22 protein-coding genes are annotated in these 23,142 nt (G+C 31.1%); 9 read left to right on the forward strand and 13 right to left on the reverse strand.

Going from position 1 to position 23,142, the window contains the following annotated elements; translation table 11 throughout:
• The first annotated feature begins 190 nt into the window (after positions 1-190).
• Positions 191-949 (forward strand): peroxide stress protein YaaA, encoded by a 759-nt coding sequence (yaaA, locus tag BLT88_RS11180; protein WP_091954825.1) that lies wholly within the window; start codon positions 191-193, stop codon positions 947-949.
• Here the strand turns inward: yaaA and BLT88_RS11185 are convergent.
• A complete protein-coding gene (locus BLT88_RS11185; protein ID WP_091954827.1) occupies positions 946-1,830 on the reverse strand; it encodes a Brp/Blh family beta-carotene 15,15'-dioxygenase in 885 nt (294 codons plus the stop codon). The genes yaaA and BLT88_RS11185 overlap by 4 nt on opposite strands.
• Positions 1,831-1,928: 98 nt before the next feature.
• Between BLT88_RS11185 and BLT88_RS11190 the strand changes: the two genes are divergently transcribed.
• Positions 1,929-2,654 carry a bacteriorhodopsin-like gene (locus tag BLT88_RS11190; RefSeq protein WP_172824310.1) on the forward strand — a complete coding sequence of 242 codons (726 nt, stop codon included), beginning with the start codon at positions 1,929-1,931 and terminating at the stop codon, positions 2,652-2,654.
• A gap of 65 nt (positions 2,655-2,719) precedes the next feature.
• On the opposite strand, the gene BLT88_RS11195 is transcribed toward BLT88_RS11190, so the two are convergent.
• Together BLT88_RS11195 and BLT88_RS11200 are read right to left on the reverse strand one after the other, a co-directional pair.
• Positions 2,720-4,144: an L-serine ammonia-lyase gene (locus BLT88_RS11195; RefSeq protein WP_091954828.1), complete on the reverse strand. Its 1,425-nt coding sequence runs from the start codon at positions 4,142-4,144 to the stop codon at positions 2,720-2,722.
• 84 nt (positions 4,145-4,228) lie between these two features.
• Positions 4,229-4,567 carry a DUF2853 family protein gene (locus BLT88_RS11200; RefSeq protein ID WP_036783715.1) on the reverse strand — a complete coding sequence of 113 codons (339 nt, stop codon included), beginning with the start codon at positions 4,565-4,567 and terminating at the stop codon, positions 4,229-4,231.
• Between the two features lie 243 nt (positions 4,568-4,810).
• Here BLT88_RS11200 and dnaK point away from each other — a divergent pair, with 243 nt between their 5' ends.
• From dnaK to BLT88_RS11225, 6 genes are all read left to right on the forward strand, one after another.
• Positions 4,811-6,715, forward strand: coding sequence for a molecular chaperone DnaK (gene dnaK, locus BLT88_RS11205; protein ID WP_091954830.1), 1,905 nt, complete (start codon positions 4,811-4,813; stop codon positions 6,713-6,715).
• 254 nt (positions 6,716-6,969) lie between these two features.
• Complete coding sequence (locus tag BLT88_RS11210) at positions 6,970-7,494, forward strand: hypothetical protein (RefSeq protein ID WP_091954831.1); 525 nt, start codon at positions 6,970-6,972, stop codon at positions 7,492-7,494.
• A gap of 63 nt (positions 7,495-7,557) precedes the next feature.
• Positions 7,558-8,859, forward strand: coding sequence for an NAD(P)/FAD-dependent oxidoreductase (locus tag BLT88_RS11215; protein WP_091954832.1), 1,302 nt, complete (start codon positions 7,558-7,560; stop codon positions 8,857-8,859).
• 72 nt (positions 8,860-8,931) lie between these two features.
• Entirely contained in the window at positions 8,932-9,171 is a 240-nt protein-coding gene (locus BLT88_RS14170) for a GyrI-like domain-containing protein (RefSeq protein WP_157691215.1), read from the forward strand.
• Positions 9,131-9,394 (forward strand): GyrI-like domain-containing protein, encoded by a 264-nt coding sequence (locus BLT88_RS11220; protein WP_231959989.1) that lies wholly within the window; start codon positions 9,131-9,133, stop codon positions 9,392-9,394. The genes BLT88_RS14170 and BLT88_RS11220 overlap by 41 nt, the downstream gene beginning before the upstream one ends.
• 94 nt (positions 9,395-9,488) lie before the next feature.
• Complete coding sequence (locus BLT88_RS11225; protein WP_091955783.1) at positions 9,489-9,917, forward strand: DUF2141 domain-containing protein; 429 nt, start codon at positions 9,489-9,491, stop codon at positions 9,915-9,917.
• Positions 9,918-10,006: 89 nt separating this feature from the next.
• Here BLT88_RS11225 and BLT88_RS11230 read toward each other — a convergent pair whose 3' ends face one another.
• The 8 genes from BLT88_RS11230 to kynU form a co-directional block, all read right to left on the reverse strand.
• Positions 10,007-11,089 (reverse strand): amidohydrolase family protein, encoded by a 1,083-nt coding sequence (locus tag BLT88_RS11230; RefSeq protein WP_036783706.1) that lies wholly within the window; start codon positions 11,087-11,089, stop codon positions 10,007-10,009.
• Complete coding sequence (locus BLT88_RS11235) at positions 11,090-11,620, reverse strand: 3-hydroxyanthranilate 3,4-dioxygenase (RefSeq protein WP_091954835.1); 531 nt, start codon at positions 11,618-11,620, stop codon at positions 11,090-11,092.
• Positions 11,621-11,641: 21 nt separating this feature from the next.
• Complete coding sequence (locus BLT88_RS11240; protein ID WP_036783702.1) at positions 11,642-12,418, reverse strand: SDR family oxidoreductase; 777 nt, start codon at positions 12,416-12,418, stop codon at positions 11,642-11,644.
• Between the two features lie 77 nt (positions 12,419-12,495).
• Entirely contained in the window at positions 12,496-13,941 is a 1,446-nt protein-coding gene (locus BLT88_RS11245; RefSeq protein WP_091954837.1) for an aldehyde dehydrogenase, read from the reverse strand.
• Between the two features lies 1 nt (position 13,942).
• Positions 13,943-15,448: a M20/M25/M40 family metallo-hydrolase gene (locus BLT88_RS11250; RefSeq protein WP_091954838.1), complete on the reverse strand. Its 1,506-nt coding sequence runs from the start codon at positions 15,446-15,448 to the stop codon at positions 13,943-13,945.
• A 2-nt stretch (positions 15,449-15,450) separates the two neighbouring features.
• Positions 15,451-15,852 carry a RidA family protein gene (locus BLT88_RS11255; RefSeq protein ID WP_091954839.1) on the reverse strand — a complete coding sequence of 134 codons (402 nt, stop codon included), beginning with the start codon at positions 15,850-15,852 and terminating at the stop codon, positions 15,451-15,453.
• Positions 15,853-16,034: 182 nt separating this feature from the next.
• On the reverse strand, positions 16,035-17,456 hold the full coding sequence (locus BLT88_RS11260) for an NAD(P)/FAD-dependent oxidoreductase (protein ID WP_091954841.1): 1,422 nt from the start codon (positions 17,454-17,456) through the stop codon (positions 16,035-16,037).
• Positions 17,457-18,716 carry a kynureninase gene (gene kynU, locus BLT88_RS11265; protein WP_091954842.1) on the reverse strand — a complete coding sequence of 420 codons (1,260 nt, stop codon included), beginning with the start codon at positions 18,714-18,716 and terminating at the stop codon, positions 17,457-17,459.
• 100 nt (positions 18,717-18,816) lie between these two features.
• Here kynU and BLT88_RS11270 point away from each other — a divergent pair, with 100 nt between their 5' ends.
• Positions 18,817-20,004 carry a C40 family peptidase gene (locus tag BLT88_RS11270; protein WP_091954844.1) on the forward strand — a complete coding sequence of 396 codons (1,188 nt, stop codon included), beginning with the start codon at positions 18,817-18,819 and terminating at the stop codon, positions 20,002-20,004.
• A 127-nt stretch (positions 20,005-20,131) separates the two neighbouring features.
• On the opposite strand, the gene serA is transcribed toward BLT88_RS11270, so the two are convergent.
• Complete coding sequence (gene serA / locus BLT88_RS11275; RefSeq protein ID WP_091954845.1) at positions 20,132-22,024, reverse strand: phosphoglycerate dehydrogenase; 1,893 nt, start codon at positions 22,022-22,024, stop codon at positions 20,132-20,134.
• A gap of 142 nt (positions 22,025-22,166) precedes the next feature.
• Complete coding sequence (locus tag BLT88_RS11280) at positions 22,167-22,988, reverse strand: hypothetical protein (protein ID WP_091954847.1); 822 nt, start codon at positions 22,986-22,988, stop codon at positions 22,167-22,169.
• Positions 22,989-23,142: the final 154 nt, after the last annotated feature.

Here is a 23,142-nt window from a genome sequence, read left to right on the forward strand (position 1 = left end):
ATATTATTTGTTTGGTTGCTATTCTTTGACACAATATAATTCATATAGTTTGAATTTGACAGAGAAAAAAATCAAAAAAATAATTTCAATCAATTTTATAAATAGGTTTATCAATTTAAATTGATGGATTTATTTGAGAAACTTTATAATGATTTGTACATTTATACTTTAAATTTTTCAACTTACTCCAATGAAAATTATCATATCTCCAGCAAAATCTTTAGATTTTGACACTAAAGCTAGAACAAGTTTGCATACGCAACCTCGTTTTTTAAAACAATCTGAAAGGTTGAACAAAAAATTAAAAACGATTTCAAAAAGCAAATTATCCGACTTAATGAAAATTTCTAATGATTTAGCATCTTTGAATCATGAGCGCAATCAAACTTGGGCAACTCCCTTTACAATTGAAAATTCCAAACAAGCTATTTATGCTTTTACGGGTGAAGTTTTTAGAGGCATCGATATAAATTCTTTAGAAGCGGAAAAGCTACCTTTAATTCAAGAGCGTTTAAGAATTTTATCTGGTTTATATGGTTTGTTAAAACCTTTAGATTTAATTCAACCTTACCGTCTAGAAATGGGAACTAAATTAAAAGTTGGAAGAGATGAAAATCTATATAAATTTTGGGATGATACAGTTGCAAAATCTTTAAACGATGAACTAAAAGATGGTGAGCTACTCATTAATTTAGCAAGTACAGAGTACTTTAAAGTAATTCCTAAAAAAGTTTTAAAAGCACCAATGATCACACCTATTTTTAAAGATTTTAAAAATGGGGAATATAAAACGATTATGACATTTGCTAAAAAAGCACGTGGATTAATGGTTCGTTATATAATTGATCATAACGTTAAGACAATTGAAGAATTAAAAGGTTTTAATATTGATAATTATCGTTTTTCTGAAGAAATGTCATCTGGTAATGATTTAGTTTTTACTCGTTAATTTTTCATTTTGTACATCACCCACGTGTGCGGCGCTGTTACAGCAAATAAAATCACAAAAACTACTGTGGCAAACAATTCTATTTGCGGAACTAACTTGTATAAAATTAATAACCCAACGATGCTAATAAACCAATATATCAGAGCTTTTTTTACATAAAAAAAAATAGTCTTCTTGTTTAAATTTCCTGAAATAAATTCTACTTGGTGAATAATTGAAGGAATAGAATGCCAAAAAATAAAGTAAATAGCAAAACCCAATATTAAAGAAGAATTTTTAAAGACTAGATAAAGTAAGGCTAAATAAAAGACCTCTTTTAGAAATATTTTCGGATTATTTCTTTTAGAAAAAATTAGATATAAACTTCCTGTAAATAAAAAAACAGCACTCAAAATCAATGTAATTTCTATTTGGATTTTAGTAAAAGTTAAACCTGTTAGTTCACTCATAATTAAATCTACATCAGCGATAGACTGATAAAAAATTAAGGAAAAAATAAACAGTCCGTAGGCTAAAAAATACAAAGAATTAAATAATAAGTTTACGGTTATTTCCTTACTAAGATGTTCCTCTCCGAAATGATACGAACTCAACAAAACAAATAATATGATAGCCACAAAAGAACTAAACAAATAAATTAATAAACACAAAACTATTATACTAATATAAAATAATAGGTTTTTTATGAAATTTTTATTCTTTTTCTCCTTTAGTGATAAAATTAATAAATCATTAGCTCCATGCAAAATACCCAGAGAGATTACCATGATATACGCTAAAAAATCTTCTACCACTTCTCCAAATTGAATACTTATCCAAAACAAGAAAAATGTAAAAAAAATCATTAAATTTTGATAATTTCTATTAAATACCGTATTCATTTTACAAAGTTAATAATTTTATATGTATATTTGGTTTAATGTTTATTTTAAAACATTAAACGATTAACTATTTTATTAACTTAATTTATTCAAAAATTATGAATTTATCTATTAACTTTCTTTACGTTGCGAAAATGGATCCAAGTGATTACGTTGGTTTTACATTTTTTGTAGGTTGCATGGCTATGATGGCCGCTTCAGTATTTTTCTTTTTATCAATGAATAGTTTTGATAAAAAATGGAGAACCTCTCTTTTGGTCTCTGGTTTGATTACTTTTATTGCTGCAGTGCACTATTGGTATATGAGAGACTATTGGGCTTCTAACGGAGAATCTCCAACCTTCTTTAGATACGTTGATTGGATCCTTACTGTTCCATTAATGTGCGTTGAGTTCTATTTAATTCTTAAAGTTGCTGGAGCAAAAAAATCTTTAATGTGGAGATTAATCTTCTTATCAGTTATCATGTTAGTAACAGGATATGTCGGAGAAGTAATTGACACATCAAATGCATGGCTTTGGGGTCTAATCTCTGGATTAGCTTATTTCGTAATTGCTTATGATATTTGGTTTGGAACTGCTAAAAAGTTAGCTATTGAGGCGGGTGGTGCTGTTTTAAAGGCTCATAAAGCTTTATGTTGGTTTGTTCTAGTAGGTTGGGCAATTTACCCTCTTGGATATATGGCGGGAACTGAGGGATGGTATTCTGGAATGTTTGGAGGTTTAAGTATGGATGTTATTTATAACATTGGAGATGCTATAAACAAAATTGGATTTGGATTGGTAATTTATAATTTAGCCGTTCAAAGTTCTGAAAATAAATAACAAAATTTAGTTAGCTATTTATTTTAAAAGTCCAAAAGTCTTAAAAAGCTTTTGGACTTTTTTTTTTAACAATCTGCCAAACCAACATTAATAGCCAAGCCTCCTTCTGAAGTTTCTTTATAATTTTTATGCATATCTTTTGCGGTTTCCCACATCGTATCAATTACTTTATCTAAAGGAACTTTTACTTCTTTGGGATTGGTTTCTAAAGCCATTTCTGCCGCGCTAATTGCTTTAATTGCGCCCATTGCATTTCTTTCTATACAAGGTATTTGCACCAAACCTCCAATAGGATCACAAGTTAAGCCCAGATGGTGCTCCATTGCTATTTCGGCAGCCACCAAAGATTGTGCTGCAGTACCCCCTAATAATTCTGTTAAAGCTGCTGCTGCCATTGCAGAAGAAACTCCAATTTCGGCTTGACAGCCTCCCATTGCTGCAGAAATTGTGGCGTTTTTCTTGAAAATACTACCAATTTCACCTGCTGTTAATAAGAACTTTTTAACATGACTAAAATCAGCATCATGGTTTTCAATCACCAAATAATACATTAAAACTGAAGGTATTACACCTGCACTTCCATTTGTGGGAGCAGTTACAACTCTACCTAAAGAAGCATTTACTTCATTTACTGAAAGCGCAAAACAACTTACCCATTTTAAAATTTCTCTAAATTTAACTTCAGTGCTTCTTATCGCTGTAATCCATTGTTCTGGATTTGTATAGCTTGTATCTTTAATTAGTTTTTGATGTGTATCAAAAGCGCGTCTTTTTACATTTAAACCGCCTGGAAGTTTCCCTTCTGTATGACAACCTATATACATGCACTCTAACATGGTTGACCAAATTCTATGAATTTCTTTATCTATATGTTCTGCAGAATTAAGTTCCAATTCATTTTTGTAAACAATTTCAGAGATAGATAAATCTTCTTTTTCGCAATATTCTTCTAATTGAATGGCTCTGTTTATAGGAAAAGGAAAGTTCTTTTTATTTATTTCTATTTCATCTTCTAAATGATCGTTTTCTTGCACAATAAAGCCTCCACCAATAGAATAAAAAGTTTGAGTAGGAATTTCTTTGCCTTTACAAAACCCTCTAAACATTATTCCATTTGCATGAAAAGGAAGAAAATCTTTATTAAAAACAACATTCTCAACTGAAAAAGAAATTTCTTTTTCGTTGTTAAATTGTAATTTCTTTTGAGTTTTTATTTGAGTGATAATCTGCTCAATGTCATTAATAGGAATATATTCAGGATCTGTACCACTTAGACCCAATAAAATGGCATAATCAGTGGCGTGTCCTTTTCCCGTCAAAGATAAAGAACCAAATAAGTCAATTCTAATTCCATCAATTTGGTGAAATAACTTATCTTTTTTTAAAATTTTAATCCATTTTTGGGCAGCTCTCCAAGGCCCAAGAGTATGCGAGCTTGATGGACCAACACCAATCTTCAACATATCAAAAACACTAATAAATTGTGACATTGACAAAATTAAACTTAAAAATTTTGTAAATGTAAAAAATCCAACTCAATGAGTTGGATTTTTTATCAAAAATATAAATTTATATTATTTATAAATAGATTCCTTACCGAATTCTACAGCTAGCATATAGTAAACTACAGCTCTATATTTACTTCTTTCAGATTTCCCTATAGCTTCAACAACTTTTGCTATTGCCTCATCTAATTTTGGTCCTTCTGCCAATCCTAACTTTTTCATTAAAAAGTTCTTTTTAACTGTCGCTAATTCTTTCGCATCAGACCCAGAAACAGTTTCCGCGTCTCTTTTATAAATAGATGGACCAAGGCCTTTTGTTACAGCTCTTAATAAGTCTGCATCGTAATTTAGACCTTTCTCGTCCATAAACTTAGAATACTGGGCTACTTTCTCGTCAAATTTACTCATAATTAGGTGTTTAGTGATTTAAATAATATTTAATTTTAATTGAACTATTCAAATATAAGAAAATAAAAATACTTTTCATATTCATCCATTCAATATATTAGATACATATTATGTCATAATGTCACATAAATTTAAATATTTTTTTTTAAAAACTGACATTTTCAAGTCAAAAAGCAGTTGGCACACACTTTGAATAATAGAAATTGTAAAATTGAATTTAAAAAATAATATAAATAAATTATTATGAGTAAAATAATTGGAATCGATTTAGGTACAACAAACTCATGTGTTTCTGTAATGGAAGGAAATGAGCCAGTTGTAATTCCTAATGCAGAAGGAAAAAGAACAACACCATCTATAGTTGCCTTCGTTGAAGGGGGAGAACGTAAAGTTGGTGATCCAGCAAAAAGACAAGCTGTAACCAACCCAACAAAAACAGTTTATTCTATTAAACGTTTTATGGGTAACAAATTTTCTGAATCTACTAAAGAAGCGAAAAGAGTTCCTTATAAAGTAGTAAAAGGAGATAATGATACGCCAAGAGTAGATATTGATGGTCGTTTATATACACCTCAAGAAATTTCTGCAATGGTGTTACAGAAAATGAAAAAAACTGCTGAAGATTACCTAGGAACTGATGTTTCTGAAGCAGTAATTACTGTACCCGCTTATTTTAATGATGCACAACGTCAAGCTACAAAAGAAGCTGGTGAAATTGCAGGTTTAAAAGTAAAGAGAATTATAAATGAGCCTACTGCTGCTGCATTAGCTTACGGATTAGACAAATCTAATGACGATAAAAAAATTGTTGTTTTTGATTTTGGTGGTGGAACACATGATGTTTCTATCTTAGAATTAGGAGATGGTGTCTTTGAAGTATTAGCTACAGATGGTGATACTCATTTAGGTGGTGATGATGTTGATGAAAAAATAATCAACTGGCTAGCTGATGAATTTAACACTGAAGAGGGTATGGATTTACGTAAAGACCCAATGTCTTTGCAACGTTTAAAAGAAGCTGCTGAAAAGGCAAAAATTGAATTATCTAGCACAACATCAACAGAAATTAACTTACCTTATATTACGGCTACCGCTAGCGGACCTAAACACTTGGTAAGAACTATGACCAGAGCTAAATTTGAAGCTTTAATTGATGATTTAGTAAAAAGAACAATTGAACCTTGTCAAACAGCTTTAAAAAATGCTGATTTATCAATTTCTGATATAGATGAAATCGTATTAGTTGGTGGTTCTACAAGAATTCCTGCGGTACAAGAAGCTGTTGAAAAATTCTTTGGAAAAGCACCAAGTAAAGGTGTAAATCCTGATGAAGTTGTTGCATTAGGAGCTGCAATTCAAGGTGGAGTTTTATCTGGAGATGTTAAAGATGTATTGTTATTAGACGTTACTCCTTTATCATTAGGTATTGAAACTATGGGGAATGTTTTCACAAAATTAATTGATGCAAACACAACCATTCCTACTAAAAAATCACAAGTATTTTCTACAGCAGTAGACAATCAACCATCGGTAGAAATTCACGTTTTACAAGGTGAAAGAGCCATGGCTGCAGATAACAATACTATTGGTCGTTTTCATTTAGATGGATTACCTCCAGCACAAAGAGGTGTTCCTCAGGTAGAAGTTACTTTTGATATTGACGCAAATGGTATCATTAAAGTTTCTGCTTTAGATAAAGGAACTAACAAATCTCATGAAATTAGAATTGAAGCTTCTTCTGGTTTATCTGAAGAAGATATCGCTAAAATGAGACAAGAAGCTGAGGCAAATGCGGATGCCGATAAAGCTGCCAAAGAAACTGCAGAGAAGATTAATGAAGCAGATTCTATGATTTTCCAAACGGAAAAACAATTAAAAGAATTTGGTGATAAATTATCTGATGATAAAAAAGGTCCAATTGAAGCTGCTTTGGTTGAGTTAAAAGCTGCTCATGAATCTAAAGATGTTGCACAAATTACTGCTGCAATGGAAACTATAAACGAAGCTTGGAAAGTTGCATCTGAAGAAATGTATGCTGCTGAACAAGGCGCTGCTGGTGCAGATGCAGGAGCTCAACAAGGCGAACCAGAAGCAAGTGATGCTCAGGGTGACAATGTTGAAGATGTAGATTTCGAAGAAGTGAAGTAAGCAGAGAACCAATAAAGTTTTATAACTTTATTGCATGAATCGCTTATCCCGTTGAAAAACGGAATCTCAAAATAGATATTTCTGAATTTTAATAATTCAGAAACCAACTAAAAACGCAATCATTAATTTGATTGCGTTTTTTTATATACCATTGTGAAGAAAATTTTTCTTTCTGTGACAATCTTTTGTTAAATTATAAGATTGCTTCGTTCCTCGAAATGACGATTTTAATTACTTTTACAAAAAAATAATTTTTGAAAACATTTCACCATAAAAATTTTTTTAAACATACTTTTTGCGAATTTCAACAAGTTAAGAACTTTGAATTCCCAGAAGAGACAATCTATAAAAGTAAATCTGAAAGTATTTATTTTTATACTGATGAGGGAGTTTATAGAAAATCGAATCATTGGGGAAGAGTTGCCAATTGTAGATGGAAAATTATTGCGAATAAGAATTACAAGAATCAACAAATAGTTATTGGTTTTGCAAAATGGAATAGTTTCTACCCTATAAATTCATCAGAAAAAACATTTCTCATTGAAGTTAATTTTGATGAAAAAATGACTAAAATTCAACCAAAAAAAGAGGACTCAACTCAGTATTCATTCAACTATTCTGAAGCGCAAAAAAAAATGAAACAAATAACTCAATTATTTAAAGATGATAAATGGGCGAAACATTTCGATCTAGAAATTGAAGAATTACGATTTAAAATTATTTCTCAATATATCAATTCAGAGAGAAGCCTTCAAGAAATAAAGAGAAGTCTCAATTAAAAAATCACCTCTTTTTAGTAAATTTATAACTCTAATAATCTAAAATTATATCCATCCAAAAAAATGAACATTCCACAAACTAGTTTTCCAAGAGTTGTTATTATTGGTGGCGGATTTGCAGGTTTAGCTGCTGCAAAAGGATTAGAAGAACAAGAACTGCAAGTTATTTTAATAGACAAACACAATTACCATACTTTTCAACCCTTACTCTACCAAGTTGCAACTGGTGGTCTAGAGCCAGATTCCATTGCTTTTCCTTTAAGAAAACTCTTTAATGATGTTGAAAACTTCTACTTTAGATTGGCAGAAGTCAAAAAAATAAATCCACAAAAAAAAATAGTTGAAACTTCAATTGGTAATTTGGAATATGATGAATTAATCATTGCAACAGGATCTAAAACCAACTTTTTTGGTAACACGAATATCCAAAAACATACAATGGAAATGAAGTCTATTCCTCAATCTTTAAACATTAGAAGTTTAATTTTAGAGAACTTTGAAGAAGCTTTACTAACCTCCAATATTGAAGAAAGAAATGCTTTAATGAATTTTATAATTGTGGGAGGTGGACCAACAGGAGTAGAATTAGCCGGTGCTTTAGCCGAGATGAAAAAAGGAATTCTTCCAAAAGATTATCCGGATTTAGACATCCGTAAAATGCAAATAAACTTAATACAAAGTTCTGATTGTATTTTAAAAGGAATGAGTGCAAAAGCTTCTGAAAAAGCAGAGGATTTTCTAATTAATTTAGGAGTTAATGTTTGGAAAAACTTGCGTGTTTTAGATTATGATGGAAAAATAGTAACTACAAGTGGTCAAGATCATTTTAAGGCAGAAACCGTTATTTGGGCTGCCGGCGTAAAAGGTGAAATGATTGATGGGTTGCATGCAGAATGTGTAATTGAAAGAGCGGCTAGAATTAAAGTTAATGAATATAATCAAGTTTTGAGTCACCCAAATATCTATGCAATTGGTGATGTAGCTTGCATGGCATCCGAAGAAAAACCTTACGGACATCCAATGATGGCACAACCCGCTATACAACAAGGAAGATTGGTGGCTAAAAATATTTTAGCAAAACTATTCAATAAAACACTGAAATCATTTGTTTATAATGATAAAGGTTCTATGGCAACCATTGGACGCAATAAAGCGGTGGTAGACTTACCAAAATGGAAGTTTCAAGGAGTTTTTGCTTGGTTTGTTTGGATGTTTGTTCATCTATTTTCTTTAATTGGCTTTAGAAACAAAGCCATTGTTTTTCTAAATTGGGTGTATAATTATATTCGTTTTGATAGAGAAACTCGATTAATTATTAGACCTTATAAGAATAAAAATAGCTTTAGCTTTAAAGATAACCACTAACGACTTTTATTAAATAATTATAAAAATTGATCTTTTTTTGAGCAATATCAATAATACTTTAAATTGGTTGAAATGAATACAAATACAAAAGTAAAACAAAGTGATAAATTAGAATTAGCTTATATTTCTCACAAAGGAAAAATGGAAGCTATAGGAAATGTTTATGATAGATTGGTAAAATGGGCAACTCCCCAAGATTTGATAAATAAAGAAACAAGAATGCTTACAATTTATCATGATAGCCCCAATTACGGATTCAAATTATTTACGCATGAGTGCTTGTATTGTGCTAAGTCATGCTCTAAAAGTTGATGGAGAAGTGAATTTAAGAACCCTAGAACCGACAAAATGTATTGTTTCTAGATTTGAGATTACTCCCAATAAATTTCAACAAGCATGGGAATCTAATTTTAAATGGATGGTTCAAAACGGATATAAAAAATCTACCATAGACCCTTTTGAAATTTATTATAACAACGCAAAAGAACATTCAGAAAACAAATTTATTGTTGATTTATGTATTCCTATTTTGTAAATTAAAATTCATCATTAAATAATCTCAATTGAGCATGGTTCTTGTGTTAAAATTAAAAAACATCAGAGATTTGAATCATCTTAAAACAACAGTCATGAAAAAACTACTTTTAATAGCGGCTTTAATTTTAAGTGTTGTAAGCAACATCAATGCACAAGAAGAAAAAGAAACACTTAATTTAACAATAGAATTCTTTGGAATGAAGTCTAATAAAGGAAACCTTTTTGTGGCTCTTTACAACACGGAAAACACCTTTTTAAAAAAACCGTTTAAGGGTGAAATTGTAGTAATAAAAAACAAAAAATCTATAGTTATATTTAAAAATTTGCCAAAAGGAGTGTATGCAATTTCATCTTTCCATGACGAAAATGATAATAAAAAAATGGATACAAACTTTTTTAGAATTCCAAAAGAACCTTTAGGAATATCCAATAATGTAAAAGGTTTTATGGGGCCTCCTAAGTATAAAGATGCTAAATTTAACTTAGATTCAAATAAAACAATTTCTATAAAAGTAGACTGATTTTTTTTAAAATTTATTAAAGAAAACAATTTTCCAAATGAATCTTGTAGTTCCGGAGTGCAAATCTTTTCTAAAGAATAATTAAGGCATTATTCTAAAATTTTTGTAATCAATTCTTGTTTCGCTTTTTCGTCATCACCAAATAACCATTGTAAGACATTATCTTCCCAAATAGCATCACAATCTTGTTCGGTTAAAATCTTTTGTTCTTTTGCTAAATCTAAAATTTTTCCGGGATAAGAAGATTGTATTTCACTCTCCATTTCTCCTAGAGGATAAGGATCATCTAATCCCATTAACACTTGTTTAACACCTTGATTTTTAACGAGCAATCCTAAAGAACCTGTATCGTGAACTAATGTATCAAAGAAAATATTTGGATGCCCAACTGCTTTTCTAGGATGTGTTTTTCCTTCAAATAAATCTGGCCTTCCATCAAAACCTTGGATTCGTCTTCCTAAATTCATTTGCGCTAATTGACCACCGTGAGCAAAACACACACGCATATTTGGAAACTTTTTGTAATAACCATTTAACGTTAAAAAATGATAGGCATCTGCACATTGCGCCAACATCCAAATTAAATGAAATCGCCAAGAAGTATTTTCTAGTTTAATAAACTTCTCTCCATCATAAGGATGAATTTCAACTGCTAAATTATATTTACTTGCTAATTCAAAAATGGGTTCATTTTCTTCATCAAAAATACATCTCCAAGTTCCAATTGTATCCATGTAGTGTGTTGGTAAACACAATAAACGCATCCCTAATTCTTCTACACAACGTTCTATTTCCCAACAAGCTCCGCGCACAAAACCCGGATGAACTACGAAACCACAAGTAAATTTTGAGGGGTTTTCGTGTTGAACTTTCGCATTAAAATCGTTCTGAAAACGCAATGCTTGTTTCATTTCTTCAACGCGCAAACCGTTTCCATATAATTGCGATAAGTTTAAAACTACCGCATGATCAATTTTAAATTGATCCATCCACTCTAATTTTTCATCTAAGAAAAAGCTAGAATCTGTTACCGGACGACTCCAATCTTTTTGCAGCATAAATTTTCGATCTTCATCTACCCAAAAAATCCCTTTATCTTTCATAAACTTAGGAATTTCCTCTGGATAAGGCAATAAATGTGAGTGTCCGTTAATACGCAGTTTACGTTTCATTTATTTAATTTTATTTGGTCCTTGCATTACAGTTCCACAAGCTTCGCATGTACATTTTTCTTTATCAGAATAATAATTGTCAAATATTCTTGGCATGTCCGTTTCTATATTATTCAGAGCAAACTCTTCTCTATATAAAGCGTTTCCACAGTTTTCGCAATACCATTCCAATGCATCTAACATTCCTTCAGAACGAGGATATTCTATGACTAAACCAACTGTGTGTTTTTTTCTTTGTGGTGAGTGAGGAACTTTTGCTGGTAATAGATAAATATCGCCTTCATTGATTTCAACATCAATCATTGCCCCATTATCATCTATAATTTTTAAAATCATATCTCCTTCTACTTGATAGAAAAACTCAGGAGTTTCGTTATAATGATAATCTTTTCTATTATTTGGACCACCAACAACCATTACAATATATTCCCCGTTATCCCAAACTTGTTTGTTACCAACAGGCGGTTTTAATAAATGACGATGTTCATCAATCCAATTCTTAAAATTTAAAGGCTTTACTAAATTGCTCATATTCTTTAGATTTTTATCAATTTACAAACTTTTTGTTCTACCGCCATCAACAGGAATGTTAATTCCGTTTATATAACTTGCTTTTTTACTTGATAAAAACACAATTGCAGCAGCCACTTCTTCTGGTTTTGCGAAACGTTTTGCCGGGGAAGCATTTTTCATAGCTTCAGCAACTTCATCAAAAGACTTTCCTGTTTTATTGGCTTTATTGTCTATAATTTCTTTTAAACGTGCTGTTCCTGTGGCTCCTGGCAATACATTATTTACAGTAATTCCGAATTCACCCAACTCATTTGCCAACGTTTTCGACCAACTAGCTACCGCACCACGAATTGTATTGGAAACACCCAAACCATCTAAAGGTTGTTTTACAGATGTAGAAATTACGTTTATAATTCTACCAAAACATTGAGACTTCATGAAGGGCACCAAACTTTGTACTAATATATGATTGCACTTCAAATGTTGTGTAAAAGCGCTATCAAATTCCTCTAATTTCGCATTAAATATAGGACCTCCTGCAGGACCTCCTGTATTATTTACCAAGATATGGAATTGTAAATCTGATGCTTCTAAAATCTCTTTTAATTCATTTGGCTTCGAAAAATCTGCCACTAAATAACTATGACATTGATTCTCATTTGGTAATTCTGATAAAACCTTTTTTAACTTCTCTTTATTTCGAGCTATCAAAGTTACATTTACCCCTTCTTCTGCCAACAAAATTGCAGTTGCTTTTCCAATTCCTTGTGTGCTGCCGCAAACCAAAGCATTTTTATTTTTTAGTTCTAAGTTCATCTTTGTAATCTATTATCCAAATCTAACCTCATACGAGTCAAGATCAAATCCATTTATATATTTTAATTTCCTTTACCTTATTCGTATTGAATACAAATATTTTTAGGTTCTGTAAAAAACCGTAAAGCTTCAAAACCTCCTTCTCTACCAATACCAGAATCTTTTTGTCCACCAAAAGGGGTTCTTAAATCACGTAACATCCAAGTATTTACCCAAACAATTCCCGCCTGTAATTGTTTAGAGAACTGCATGGTTCTGTTTAAGTTATTCGTCCATAAAGTTGATGACAACCCATATTTTACATCATTCGCTAATTGCAATGCTTCTTCATCCGTTTTAAAAGACATAATTGTGACTAAAGGTCCAAAAATTTCTTCTTGATTTAATCTACATTGATTATCCCAAACCTCTATAATTGCAGGCTGTAAATAGTATCCATTTTCGCAATTATTGACACTTACTCTTTCACCTCCAAACAAAAGTTTTCCGCCTTCTTTTGATGCAATATCAATATAACTCTTTACTTTTTCTAAATGTTCTTTAGAAACTAAAGCACCAATATTTGTGTTCTTTTCTGATGGATGTCCTACTTTTAATTCAGCCACTTTCTCAATAAAGTCTTTTTTGAATTTCTCGTAGATTTTTTCTTCCACAAAAATTCTACTTCCACATAAACATATCTGACCTTGATTTGCAAATGAAGAACGAACTGTAGTTTCCAACATTTTATCATAATTACAATCTGCAAAAATGATATTTGGATTCTTCCCTCCTAATTCCAGAGATAACTTTTTAAACATTGGCGCTGCAATTCTAGCTATTTGGGCACCCGTTCTTGTTCCTCCTGTGAAAGAAATTGCTTTGATATTTGGATGTTCTACAATTGCTTGTCCTGTTGAGCTACCCATGCCATGAATAATATTTAGCACCCCTTTTGGGAGGCCGGCTTGGTTACAAATTTCTCCTAATAAATACGCTGTCATTGGCGTAATTTCACTTGGTTTTGCAACGACACAATTACCTGCAGCAATTGCTGGTGCAATTTTCCATGTAAATAAATACAACGGTAAATTCCAAGGAGAAATACAACCGACAACTCCTATTGATTGGCGAAGTGTAAAATTCAACGCATTTAAACCAAGACTCTCGTGAGCTTCTGTTGAAAACTGTGTAATTGCATTTGCATAAAATTGAAAATTACTCGCAGCCCTTGGAATATCGATCTGTTTTGCTAAACTGATTGGTTTTCCATTATCTTCAGATTCTGCCTTTGCTAAAAAATCTAATTTTTCTAGAATTAAACCTGCTATTTTCGCTAAGATTTTACTTCTTTCTTCTAAAGTGGTATTGGACCATTTGGGAAAAGCTTTTGCTGCAGCTAAATATCCTATTTCTACATCTTCTTTTGTTGAATTAGGTATTTGTCCACAAACCTTCCCAATTGATGGATTGTAATTGTCTATCCAATTATTTTTAATTGGATTCACAAATTCACCATTTATGTAGTTTTGTATATTCCCCATACTATAAACTCGTGTTTAAAATAGCCAAACAAATTTTAATTCCTTGCCTAATATTTCCAATTCTTATGTTTTCGTTTGGATTATGCTGATTGTTATCCATGTTCACCATCGGAACAATAATAGCAGGAATATTTAGTTCGCTAATTGCCGAAATAATTGGAACAGTTCCTCCCATAGTTCTAATGCTAACGGGTTTCTTGCCAAATATTGAGGTTAAAGAGATTCTTAATTTTTCTCCAAATGGAGAATTCAATGGAGTTCTAAAAGCATTTACACCAGAATTCCCTTTAAAAGTTACAATTTTAAAATTTTCAAGCCTTTCTTTATCAGTCGGAACTCTATCCAAAACTAAAAATCCTTGATTTTTAATATGCTTTTTAATTTTCTCCAATTGTAATTCCCCATCAGTTTCAACTACCAAACGAACATCAATATTTGCCGTTGCATATTCAGGAATAATAGTTTTTAAACCTTCTCCTTTCCATGAAGTACCTATTTGCCTAACATTTAAAGTAGGATATTGCAATGCTTCTTGATAATTTTCTCCAACACTTTCTGCTTTATGAATCAGTAACGAATTATTAATATCAATTGTGCTGTCTGGAACTGAGTTTAGGATATTAGATACTGCTTTATTTATGTTAATTCCTTTGTAGTAATCTTTAATCAAGACTTTTCCATCATCAGATTTCATTGAAGTGAGTAACCTAGAAAGACTAAATACTGGATTAGAAACATAATTTCCATAATGTCCGCTATGTTGAGGCAATTTTGATCCATATGTAGTAATACTGCATGTAGCAATTCCTCTGCACCCAAACGTTAATGTTGGTTGATTAGAGTTATGAGCAGGACCGTCCATAATAATCATGTAATCAGACCTGTATGCTTCTTTATACTTTTTTAAAGTTGATAAAAAACCTTGAGAACCATACTCCTCTTCCAAATCGAAAATAATTTTAATATTAAATTTAGGATTTTGGTGCTGTTTTTGCAATAATTCTAGAGCGGACAAAAACATTATAATTGGCGCTTTATCATCTGCGGCGGCTCTTCCAAAAATTCTCCAATCATCATTAATTTCCCCTTTTAAACTGGACCAAGTAATTGCTCTCCAGTCTCCATCTTCCTTTTGTTCTTTTAACATGGGGTGAAACGGATTTTTTTGATTCCACATTTTAGGGTTTACAGCCTGTCCATCCAAATGAAAATAAAATAAAACTGTTTTAAACGTTGGATCGAGTATTCTTTGAGCAAATAATACTGGTAATGTGGATGATTCTAATTTTTTTAGTTGGAACCCTACTTTTTCATATCTATTTTTAACCCAATCAATGTTCTCATACATTTTTTGCTTATCAGCAGGCAAGTTAGGAATGCTTACAAATTCTTTATGACTAACTAAAACTTCTGAAAGTTTTGAATTAATTTTTGGATCCCAGTTTTCTTGTGCACTTAAAGAACTCAGGATCAATGAAAAAACTGATATTGCGATAATACTTTTCATAATTATTTCTTGTAAGCCGTTACTTTAATCTCAACTACCAAATCTGGATGTGGTAATTGATGTACCGCAACAGTTGTTCTTGCTGGACCAGTTTCTGCATTAAAAAATTCTGCATAGGCTTTATTATATCCTGCAAAATCATTCATGTTTACCAAAAATGTAGAAACATCCACCACATCATTTATACTCGCTCCAACTGCTTGTAAGTTTTTATCAATATTTTGTAAAACTTCTCTTGTTTGAGTTTCAATGTTTAGAAATTTTGTTCCCATTTCATCAATTATATCAACTCCTGCAATAGTATTATCTGCTCTTCTTGAACTCGTTCCTGAAACAAAAATAAAATCGCCTACTACTTTTACGTGCGGATATGCTCCTCTTGGTGTTACTTTTTTATCTGACATATTATTCTATTGCTAATTCTAATAACCTTAATGTGGTTCTTACATTTCTTGTGATTGCTGTTCTTTTTAATTTCCGTTAAATAAATTGTTAAAAATATTAGTCCTTGTAAATTATGTTGGACAACAGATACAAATCATTATAAATTTTATATTCATCCTCTTTTATTCCTTTGTTTTTAATTTTAATTTCTTTCATTCATACCTGCAATTTTATCTTCTTGCAAAATTTCGTTTGTTTCTTCTTGTACTTTTCTCAACACGATTTCCAATTCCTCTATTGACATCTCTAACGAAGTAGAAATGTCATTATCTGCAATTAAATTCAATAGCGCCTTATCTTGCGCTCTTCCTCTATTCATGGCTTCATTATAACCAATATTCTCATTAAAAGTAACTAAAGAATATTTAGAAAAATATTCGGTCGGAAATATTTTTTCTAAATCCATTTCTATTTTTCTTTTTTCTTTAAAAATCGGATTCGCAACGTGATCTTTCATCTCATGAAAATTATCAATCGCCAGATCTGCAATGGCATCTGTATCGTGTTTTCTAGCTTTCTGATATGCTTTAAAAACGGCTTCCCAAGTTTCTAAATTTTGATTTAAAATTTCATCAAACACAAAAACATCCTCAAAAGAAGCATTCATACCTTGCCCATAAAAAGGCACAATAGCATGCGAAGAATCACCAATTAATAAAGTTTTATTTTTATAACTCCAAGGTGAACATTTTATAGTTCCCAACGGCCCTGTTGGATTGTTTATAAACTCCTCTTTTATATTGGGAATTAAAGCCAAAGCATCTGGGAACTCTTTCTCGAAAAATGCTGTAATTTTATCTTCTGAAGTTAAATTCTCAAAATTAAATTCACCTTCATCATAACTTAAAAATAAAGTTACCGTGAAACTTCCGTCCATATTTGGCAGCGCAATTAACATAAAATCACCACGAGGCCAAATATGCAAGTGCTCTTTACTTATTTGATGAGTGCCCATTTTATTAGCAGGAATTTCTAATTCTTTATACCCATGATTTAAGTAGTTTTGAGAATAACTAAACAAAAATTTACGCTCAGAAATATAGCTTTTTCGCAATGATGAGCCAGCTCCATCTGAACCAAAAATTACATCAGCATGAACAAAGAACTCCTCTTTAGTTTGATAATCTTTAAAATGAGCAACTGTATTTTCTATATCTACAGTTCTACACTGTTTATTAAAATGAATAGTTACATTGTCGTGTTTTTCTGCTTCGTCTAATAAAAGAGCATTCAAATTACCTCTAGAAATTGAATTTATAAATTCATTTTCTCTCCCTGAATAATTTGAAGAAAAGGTTTTTCCGTGTGCATCGTGCATTAATCTACCAAACATAGGAATACAAAATTCTCTTGCCTTTTCCTCCATTCCACATAAACGCAATGCCTTTAAACCTCTGTCTGATAATGCTAAATTTATACTTCTTCCCGCAGAAATATTTGTAGTTCTTAAATCTGGTCTACTCTCATATACTTCTACTTCAAAACCTCTTTGTGCAAGTCTTAAAGCTAGCAATGAACCGCAAAGTCCTGCTCCAATAATTAGTATTTTATCTTTTTTATTCATTTATAGCAAATCTTTTAAAATTGAAACCATTCTATATACATCTTCAAACGAAGTATACATTGGTACGGGTGCACAACGTATTACATCTGGCTCTCTCCAATCGGTTATAATATTATTTTCTGTTAGTTTTTTATGTAAACTTTTGTCTGCATTTTTTACTTGAATGGACAATTGACATCCTCGTTCTTTTGGATTTAATGGTGTAATAATCTTAATGTTTTCAGAATTAATTTCATTAATTAGAAACTCAAAATAACCTGTCAACTTTTCTGACTTATCTCTTAAAGAATCCATTCCAACCTCGTCAAACATATCTAAAGATGCTTTTATTGCAGCCATCGATAATATTGGCGGATTTGACAATTGCCAACCTTCTGCTCCTTGCATCACATCAAATGGTTGACGCATGTTAAAACGGGTTTCTTTATTATGATTCCACCAACCAGCAAAACGCGGTAAATCTTTATTTTTAGCATGCTTTTCGTGCACAAATAATCCTGCTAAACTTCCTGGACCAGCATTTAAATATTTATACGTACACCAAGCTGCAAAATCTACCCCAGAATCATGTAAATTTGGTTGAATGTTACCTGCTCCATGCGCTAAGTCAATTCCAACAATACACTTTTTAGAATGTCCTATTTCTGCAATTTTTTTTATATCTAAAAACTGACCTGTATAATAATTTACGCCTCCAATTAATAACAATGCAATTTCGTTTCCTTGTTCCGAAACAATTTGTTCTAAATCTTCAATTCTTAATAATACCTCGTCTTTTCTTGGTTTCCATTCAATAACGTCATCTTCTGAAAAACCGTGAAACTTAAGTTGCGATTGCACTGCATATCTGTCTGAAGGAAAAGCGTCACTTTCTATAACAATTTTATATTTTGCTTTCGTTGGTCTATAAAATGAAACCATCAAAAGATGCAAATTAGTTGTTAATGTATTCATCACTACAACTTCAATTGGTTTTGCACCAACAATTCTTGCCATTTTATCCGTTAGCAATTCATGGTAATTCAACCATGGATTCTTTGCTTCAAAATGACCTTCAACTCCAAGATTTGCCCAATCTTCTAATTCTTGATTGATATAGTCTTTTGTAGATTTTGGCTGTAAACCAAGAGAATTTCCAGTAAAATACAACCAATCGCTGCCGTTTTTATCTTTCGGAATATGAAATCGATTTCGTAGATAAGAAATTTTATCTTCTTTATCTTGTTGTTTAGCGTATGCTAAAGAATTTTGATACTGCATCTAATAAAAAATGATTTACCTCAAATATAAAACAATCCTATTGAGAATTCAGTTTTTTGAGTTTTGATTTTTTGTATTTTAGCTGAAAAATATCTTATTAATGAAAATCATAAAGCTTTTTTTTCTATTACTATTGACTGTTTCCCTGTCTTGTAAAGACAGTGAAAAAACGATGACTGAATTAGAAAACGTGCGAACAGCTATAAAAAAAGTATTTGCTCCGGACAAAAGAGTTGAATTATTTGATATTCAATTCGAATTTTTGAATAATCAAATAATTTTAAAAGGAGAAACTACTTCTAAAAAAGCGCTTTCTATACTTCAAGATAGTTTAAATAAAAGAAACGTTGACTTCATCAATGCAGTTCGCATTTTGCCAGATTCTGCGGTAGGAAATCAACAATTTGCGGTAGCGAGAAATTCAGTTATAAACATTCGTTCTCAACCAAAACACTCTGCTGAATTAGGTACTCAAGGTTTATTAGGAATGGCTTTAAAAGTACTGGATAAAAAAGGTGATTTTTATAGAATTCAAACTCCTGATAATTATATCTCTTGGGTTGATAAAGGAGGAATTACACGAATGAATAAGACTGAAATTGATACTTGGAATCGTTCTAAAAAAATAATTTTTACAAAGAATTTTGGTTATGTATACGGTGAAAAATCTGAAAACGCTATAATTGTTTCTGATATTACTCTTGGAGGATCGCTGCAATATGTCTCTGAAGACCATCAATTTTATGAGGTAAAATATCCTGATAACAGAATTGGTTTTATCAAGAAAAATGAAGCTGTCATCTATCTTTCTTGGCTAAAAAACTTAAAAGCTACCCAAGAAAATATTGAATCAATATCTAGAACAATGATTGGTTTTCCTTATTTATGGGGAGGAACTTCTTCTAAAGGAATGGATTGCAGTGGATTTACAAAAATGGTTTATTTAATGAATGGGGTTATCATTCCAAGAGATGCTTCACAACAAATTAATGCAGGTAAAACTGTTGACATCAATTTAAAATTTGAAGGCTTAGAAAAAGGAGATTTGTTGTTCTTTGGAAGAAAAGCTACACCAGAAAAAAACCAAAGAGTAACGCATGTAGGAATTTGGTTGGGCAATGATAAAATGGAATTCATTCATGCATCTGGAAATGTACATTTGAGTTCTATGGATAAAAACCAATCTCATTATGATGAAATGAATAGGAATCGTTATCTAGGTAGCAAACGTTATCTAAATATTGAAGATCATAATATTATTGACTTAAAAGAAAAAATAAAATTATAACTCAACCATTAATATTGGCCTGTATTTCATTTCTGACTTCAAAGAAACAAGAAAAAAAAGCTTAAAAAAATACCCTTCAGTTTCTTAAAATCCGAAGGGTATTCTTTTTTAAAATTTAAAGAGATAGTTAATACAAAACTCTAAACTTAATTGTTCCCTCTACGTTTCGTAATTTTTCAATTACCTCTTTGTTGTATTCTTTATCTAAATCTGTAATTACATAACCAACTTTAGGATCGGTAGATAAATACTGACCCGTAATATTCAAATCATATTTTGCTAAAATCTTATTGATTTTTGCCATTACGCCTGGAACATTTTTATGAATGTGTAAAAAACGATGCGCATTGGTTTGTCTTGGTAAACGAATATTTGGGAAGTTTACAGCATCCACCGTATTTCCAGAATTTATATAGGCCATAATTTTACTAGGAACAAAATCTGCAATATCTCTCTGAGCTTCTTCTGTACTTCCGCCAACATGTGGTGTTAAAATAACGTTTGACAACCCTTTTAACTCTGTGTAAAACTCTCCGTTTTTTCTTGGTTCAGAAGGATAAACATCAACCGCCGCACCCGCTATTTTTCCGCTTTTCAATGCATTTGCTAATGCATTAATATCAACTACAAATCCACGAGAAAGGTTTACTAAATGAGCACCATCTTTCATTTGAGAGATTTCTGTTTCTCCGAAGAAGTTTTTATTCGCTGCATTATCATCAACATGCAAAGTAATCACGTCAGAAATTCCCAGCAACTCTTTTAAAGTATTCATTTTAGTTGCATTACCTAGTGCCAATTTATCTTCAACGTCATAATAATAAACATCCATTCCTAAAGCTTCCGCCAATACAGATAATTGTTTACCAATATTACCGTAACCTATAATTCCTAGCTTCTTACCACGAACTTCTCTACTACCTTCTGCTGTCTTATTCCACTGACCATTATGTATTTCTGTACTTCTCTGAAAAACACTACGCATTAACATAATAATTTCTCCAATTGCCAACTCTACTACAGAGCGTGTATTACTATAAGGAGCATTAAAAACAACGATTCCTTTTTCTTTACAAGCTTCTAAATCAATTTGTTTTGTCCCAATACAAAAAGCACTTACTACCATCAATTTTTCAGCAGCAGCAACAACTCTTTGTGTAACGTTTGTTTTAGAACGAATACCTAAAACATGCACGTCTTTTATCTTTTCTATCAATTCATCTTCAGACAAACTTTTAGAAACTGTCTCGACTGAGAAACCATCTGTAGATAACTTCGAGAAAGCATCTGGATGCACGTTTTCTAATAATAAAATTTTAATTCTATTCTTGGGATATGAGATATTTCTTGGCAACTTGTTTACGTATAAAAATTCATCTAAATTTGGGGCAATATGGTCAGCATTTTCTGTTGTTTTAACTCTTGAAACGTTTTCTGTATAAGCAAAAAACTTATCTGCCACTCCAGCTTCACGAGTTACATAATCACTGTACCCATCACCAATTACTTGTATTTCTCCTTCTAGATTCATGTCTTTTAGACACTGTATTTTTCCGTTGTGTTGGGAAAGTGGATTATCAGCATCAAAACTAATAATTTTTCCGTCTTTTGCAAACTTAAACGTATTTGCGAACACTCTTTCTGAAGGGATATTGTATTCTTCTACAATAGGATCTATAAATTCTTTAAATCCACAAGAAATCACATAAATATTATCCGCAAAATTTTCAAAAAATTCTTTGTTACTTTCTATCGATTTTGATACTTGTTTTTTTAAAGCTGCTACTAAACCTGATAAATCAGCTTCATTCGCGTTTAACAACTTAATTCTTCTTTCTAAAGATTCTGTGAAAGATATTTCACCATCAATCCCTAAATTAGTAATATCTATTATTTCTTGAATAATTTCTCCTTTTTTAGGGTTGTCTTGAAGCGTAATTTCAGCTAAAACATCTAATGCTTCTACACGCGTTAAAGTGCTATCAAAATCGAAAATATAATTTCTTTTTTCGGTAATCATTTCTTTCAGAATCTGAGTTGTTTTTAAGCAAGTAAATCTACAAATTTAGCAGGTAAGTAAGAAGTAATTGTATAGTTTTATGATATCTATTTTATATAGTTTAAATATCAAAAAACTTTACAAAAAAAAACACATTAACCTCTTAAAAATTATGAAATCCCAAAAGAAGCAACCACCAAACAATTGGTAACGACTCTACCCAAAAAGAACTATAGTATTTAGATTGATCTGTTTTTGCCCTCATTACCAGAATAATCAATAGAAAAAAGAAAATCATAAATGGTGTTTTTACCACATTTGAAGTAGTGAATAAATATTCTAAAACTAATGAAAGTACCAGCAACATTAAACCTAATTTTTTGGCGTTTCTGATACCGATTTTCTGAGGAATTGTTTGCAAAGAAATAGCATCATATTTTACATCCCTGATATCAAAAGGCACTATTAAAACCACTACAATTAAAAAACGTTGCAACATTATTAACATAATATTTATGGAAATTTCTCTATCTACATCAACTAAAGGTATTAATACAGTAAATCCTGTCCAAACTAATGCTACAACTACAATTTTCAAATAACTCACCTGACGCAAACTTTTATGAAATCCACTTAAAAAAGGAACAGCATACAAAAATGTAAGTAGTATGAGTGGAATTATATAAAGCAGCGTATTTTTGGGAATTAGATAGCCATAATAACCCATTCCTATAAAGCAAAAAAAAGAAAATATTTGGATTATTTTTAAATTTTTTGTTAGCCTTCTATGATGTAATTTTGCAACACTAGCATATTTAACAAAATTATAACCCGTAATCGTTCCGAAGAAAATAAAATAATTTAAATTCTCATTATAAGATAGTCCAAAATATTGTTCAGTGATCCTTACAAAAGCATAAACAGTGAAACCCACGTGAATACTGGCATTGATATAAAAATTAAATATTATTTTAAAAAAATTCATTAAACAAAAATAACCTTTCTGTTCATAACATCGATTTTTAGTTAATAATTAACATCATTTTATTCATTTTCAGGGAGTAATTAATTTATTTAATTCTTATTTTTGAAGTGCCAAAAAAAATCTTTTTTTTCAAGCAAAAAAGAACACGAAATCG

It is taken from the genome of Polaribacter sp. Hel1_33_78 (assembly GCF_900106075.1).
Classification (GTDB): Bacteria; Bacteroidota; Bacteroidia; order Flavobacteriales; family Flavobacteriaceae; genus Polaribacter.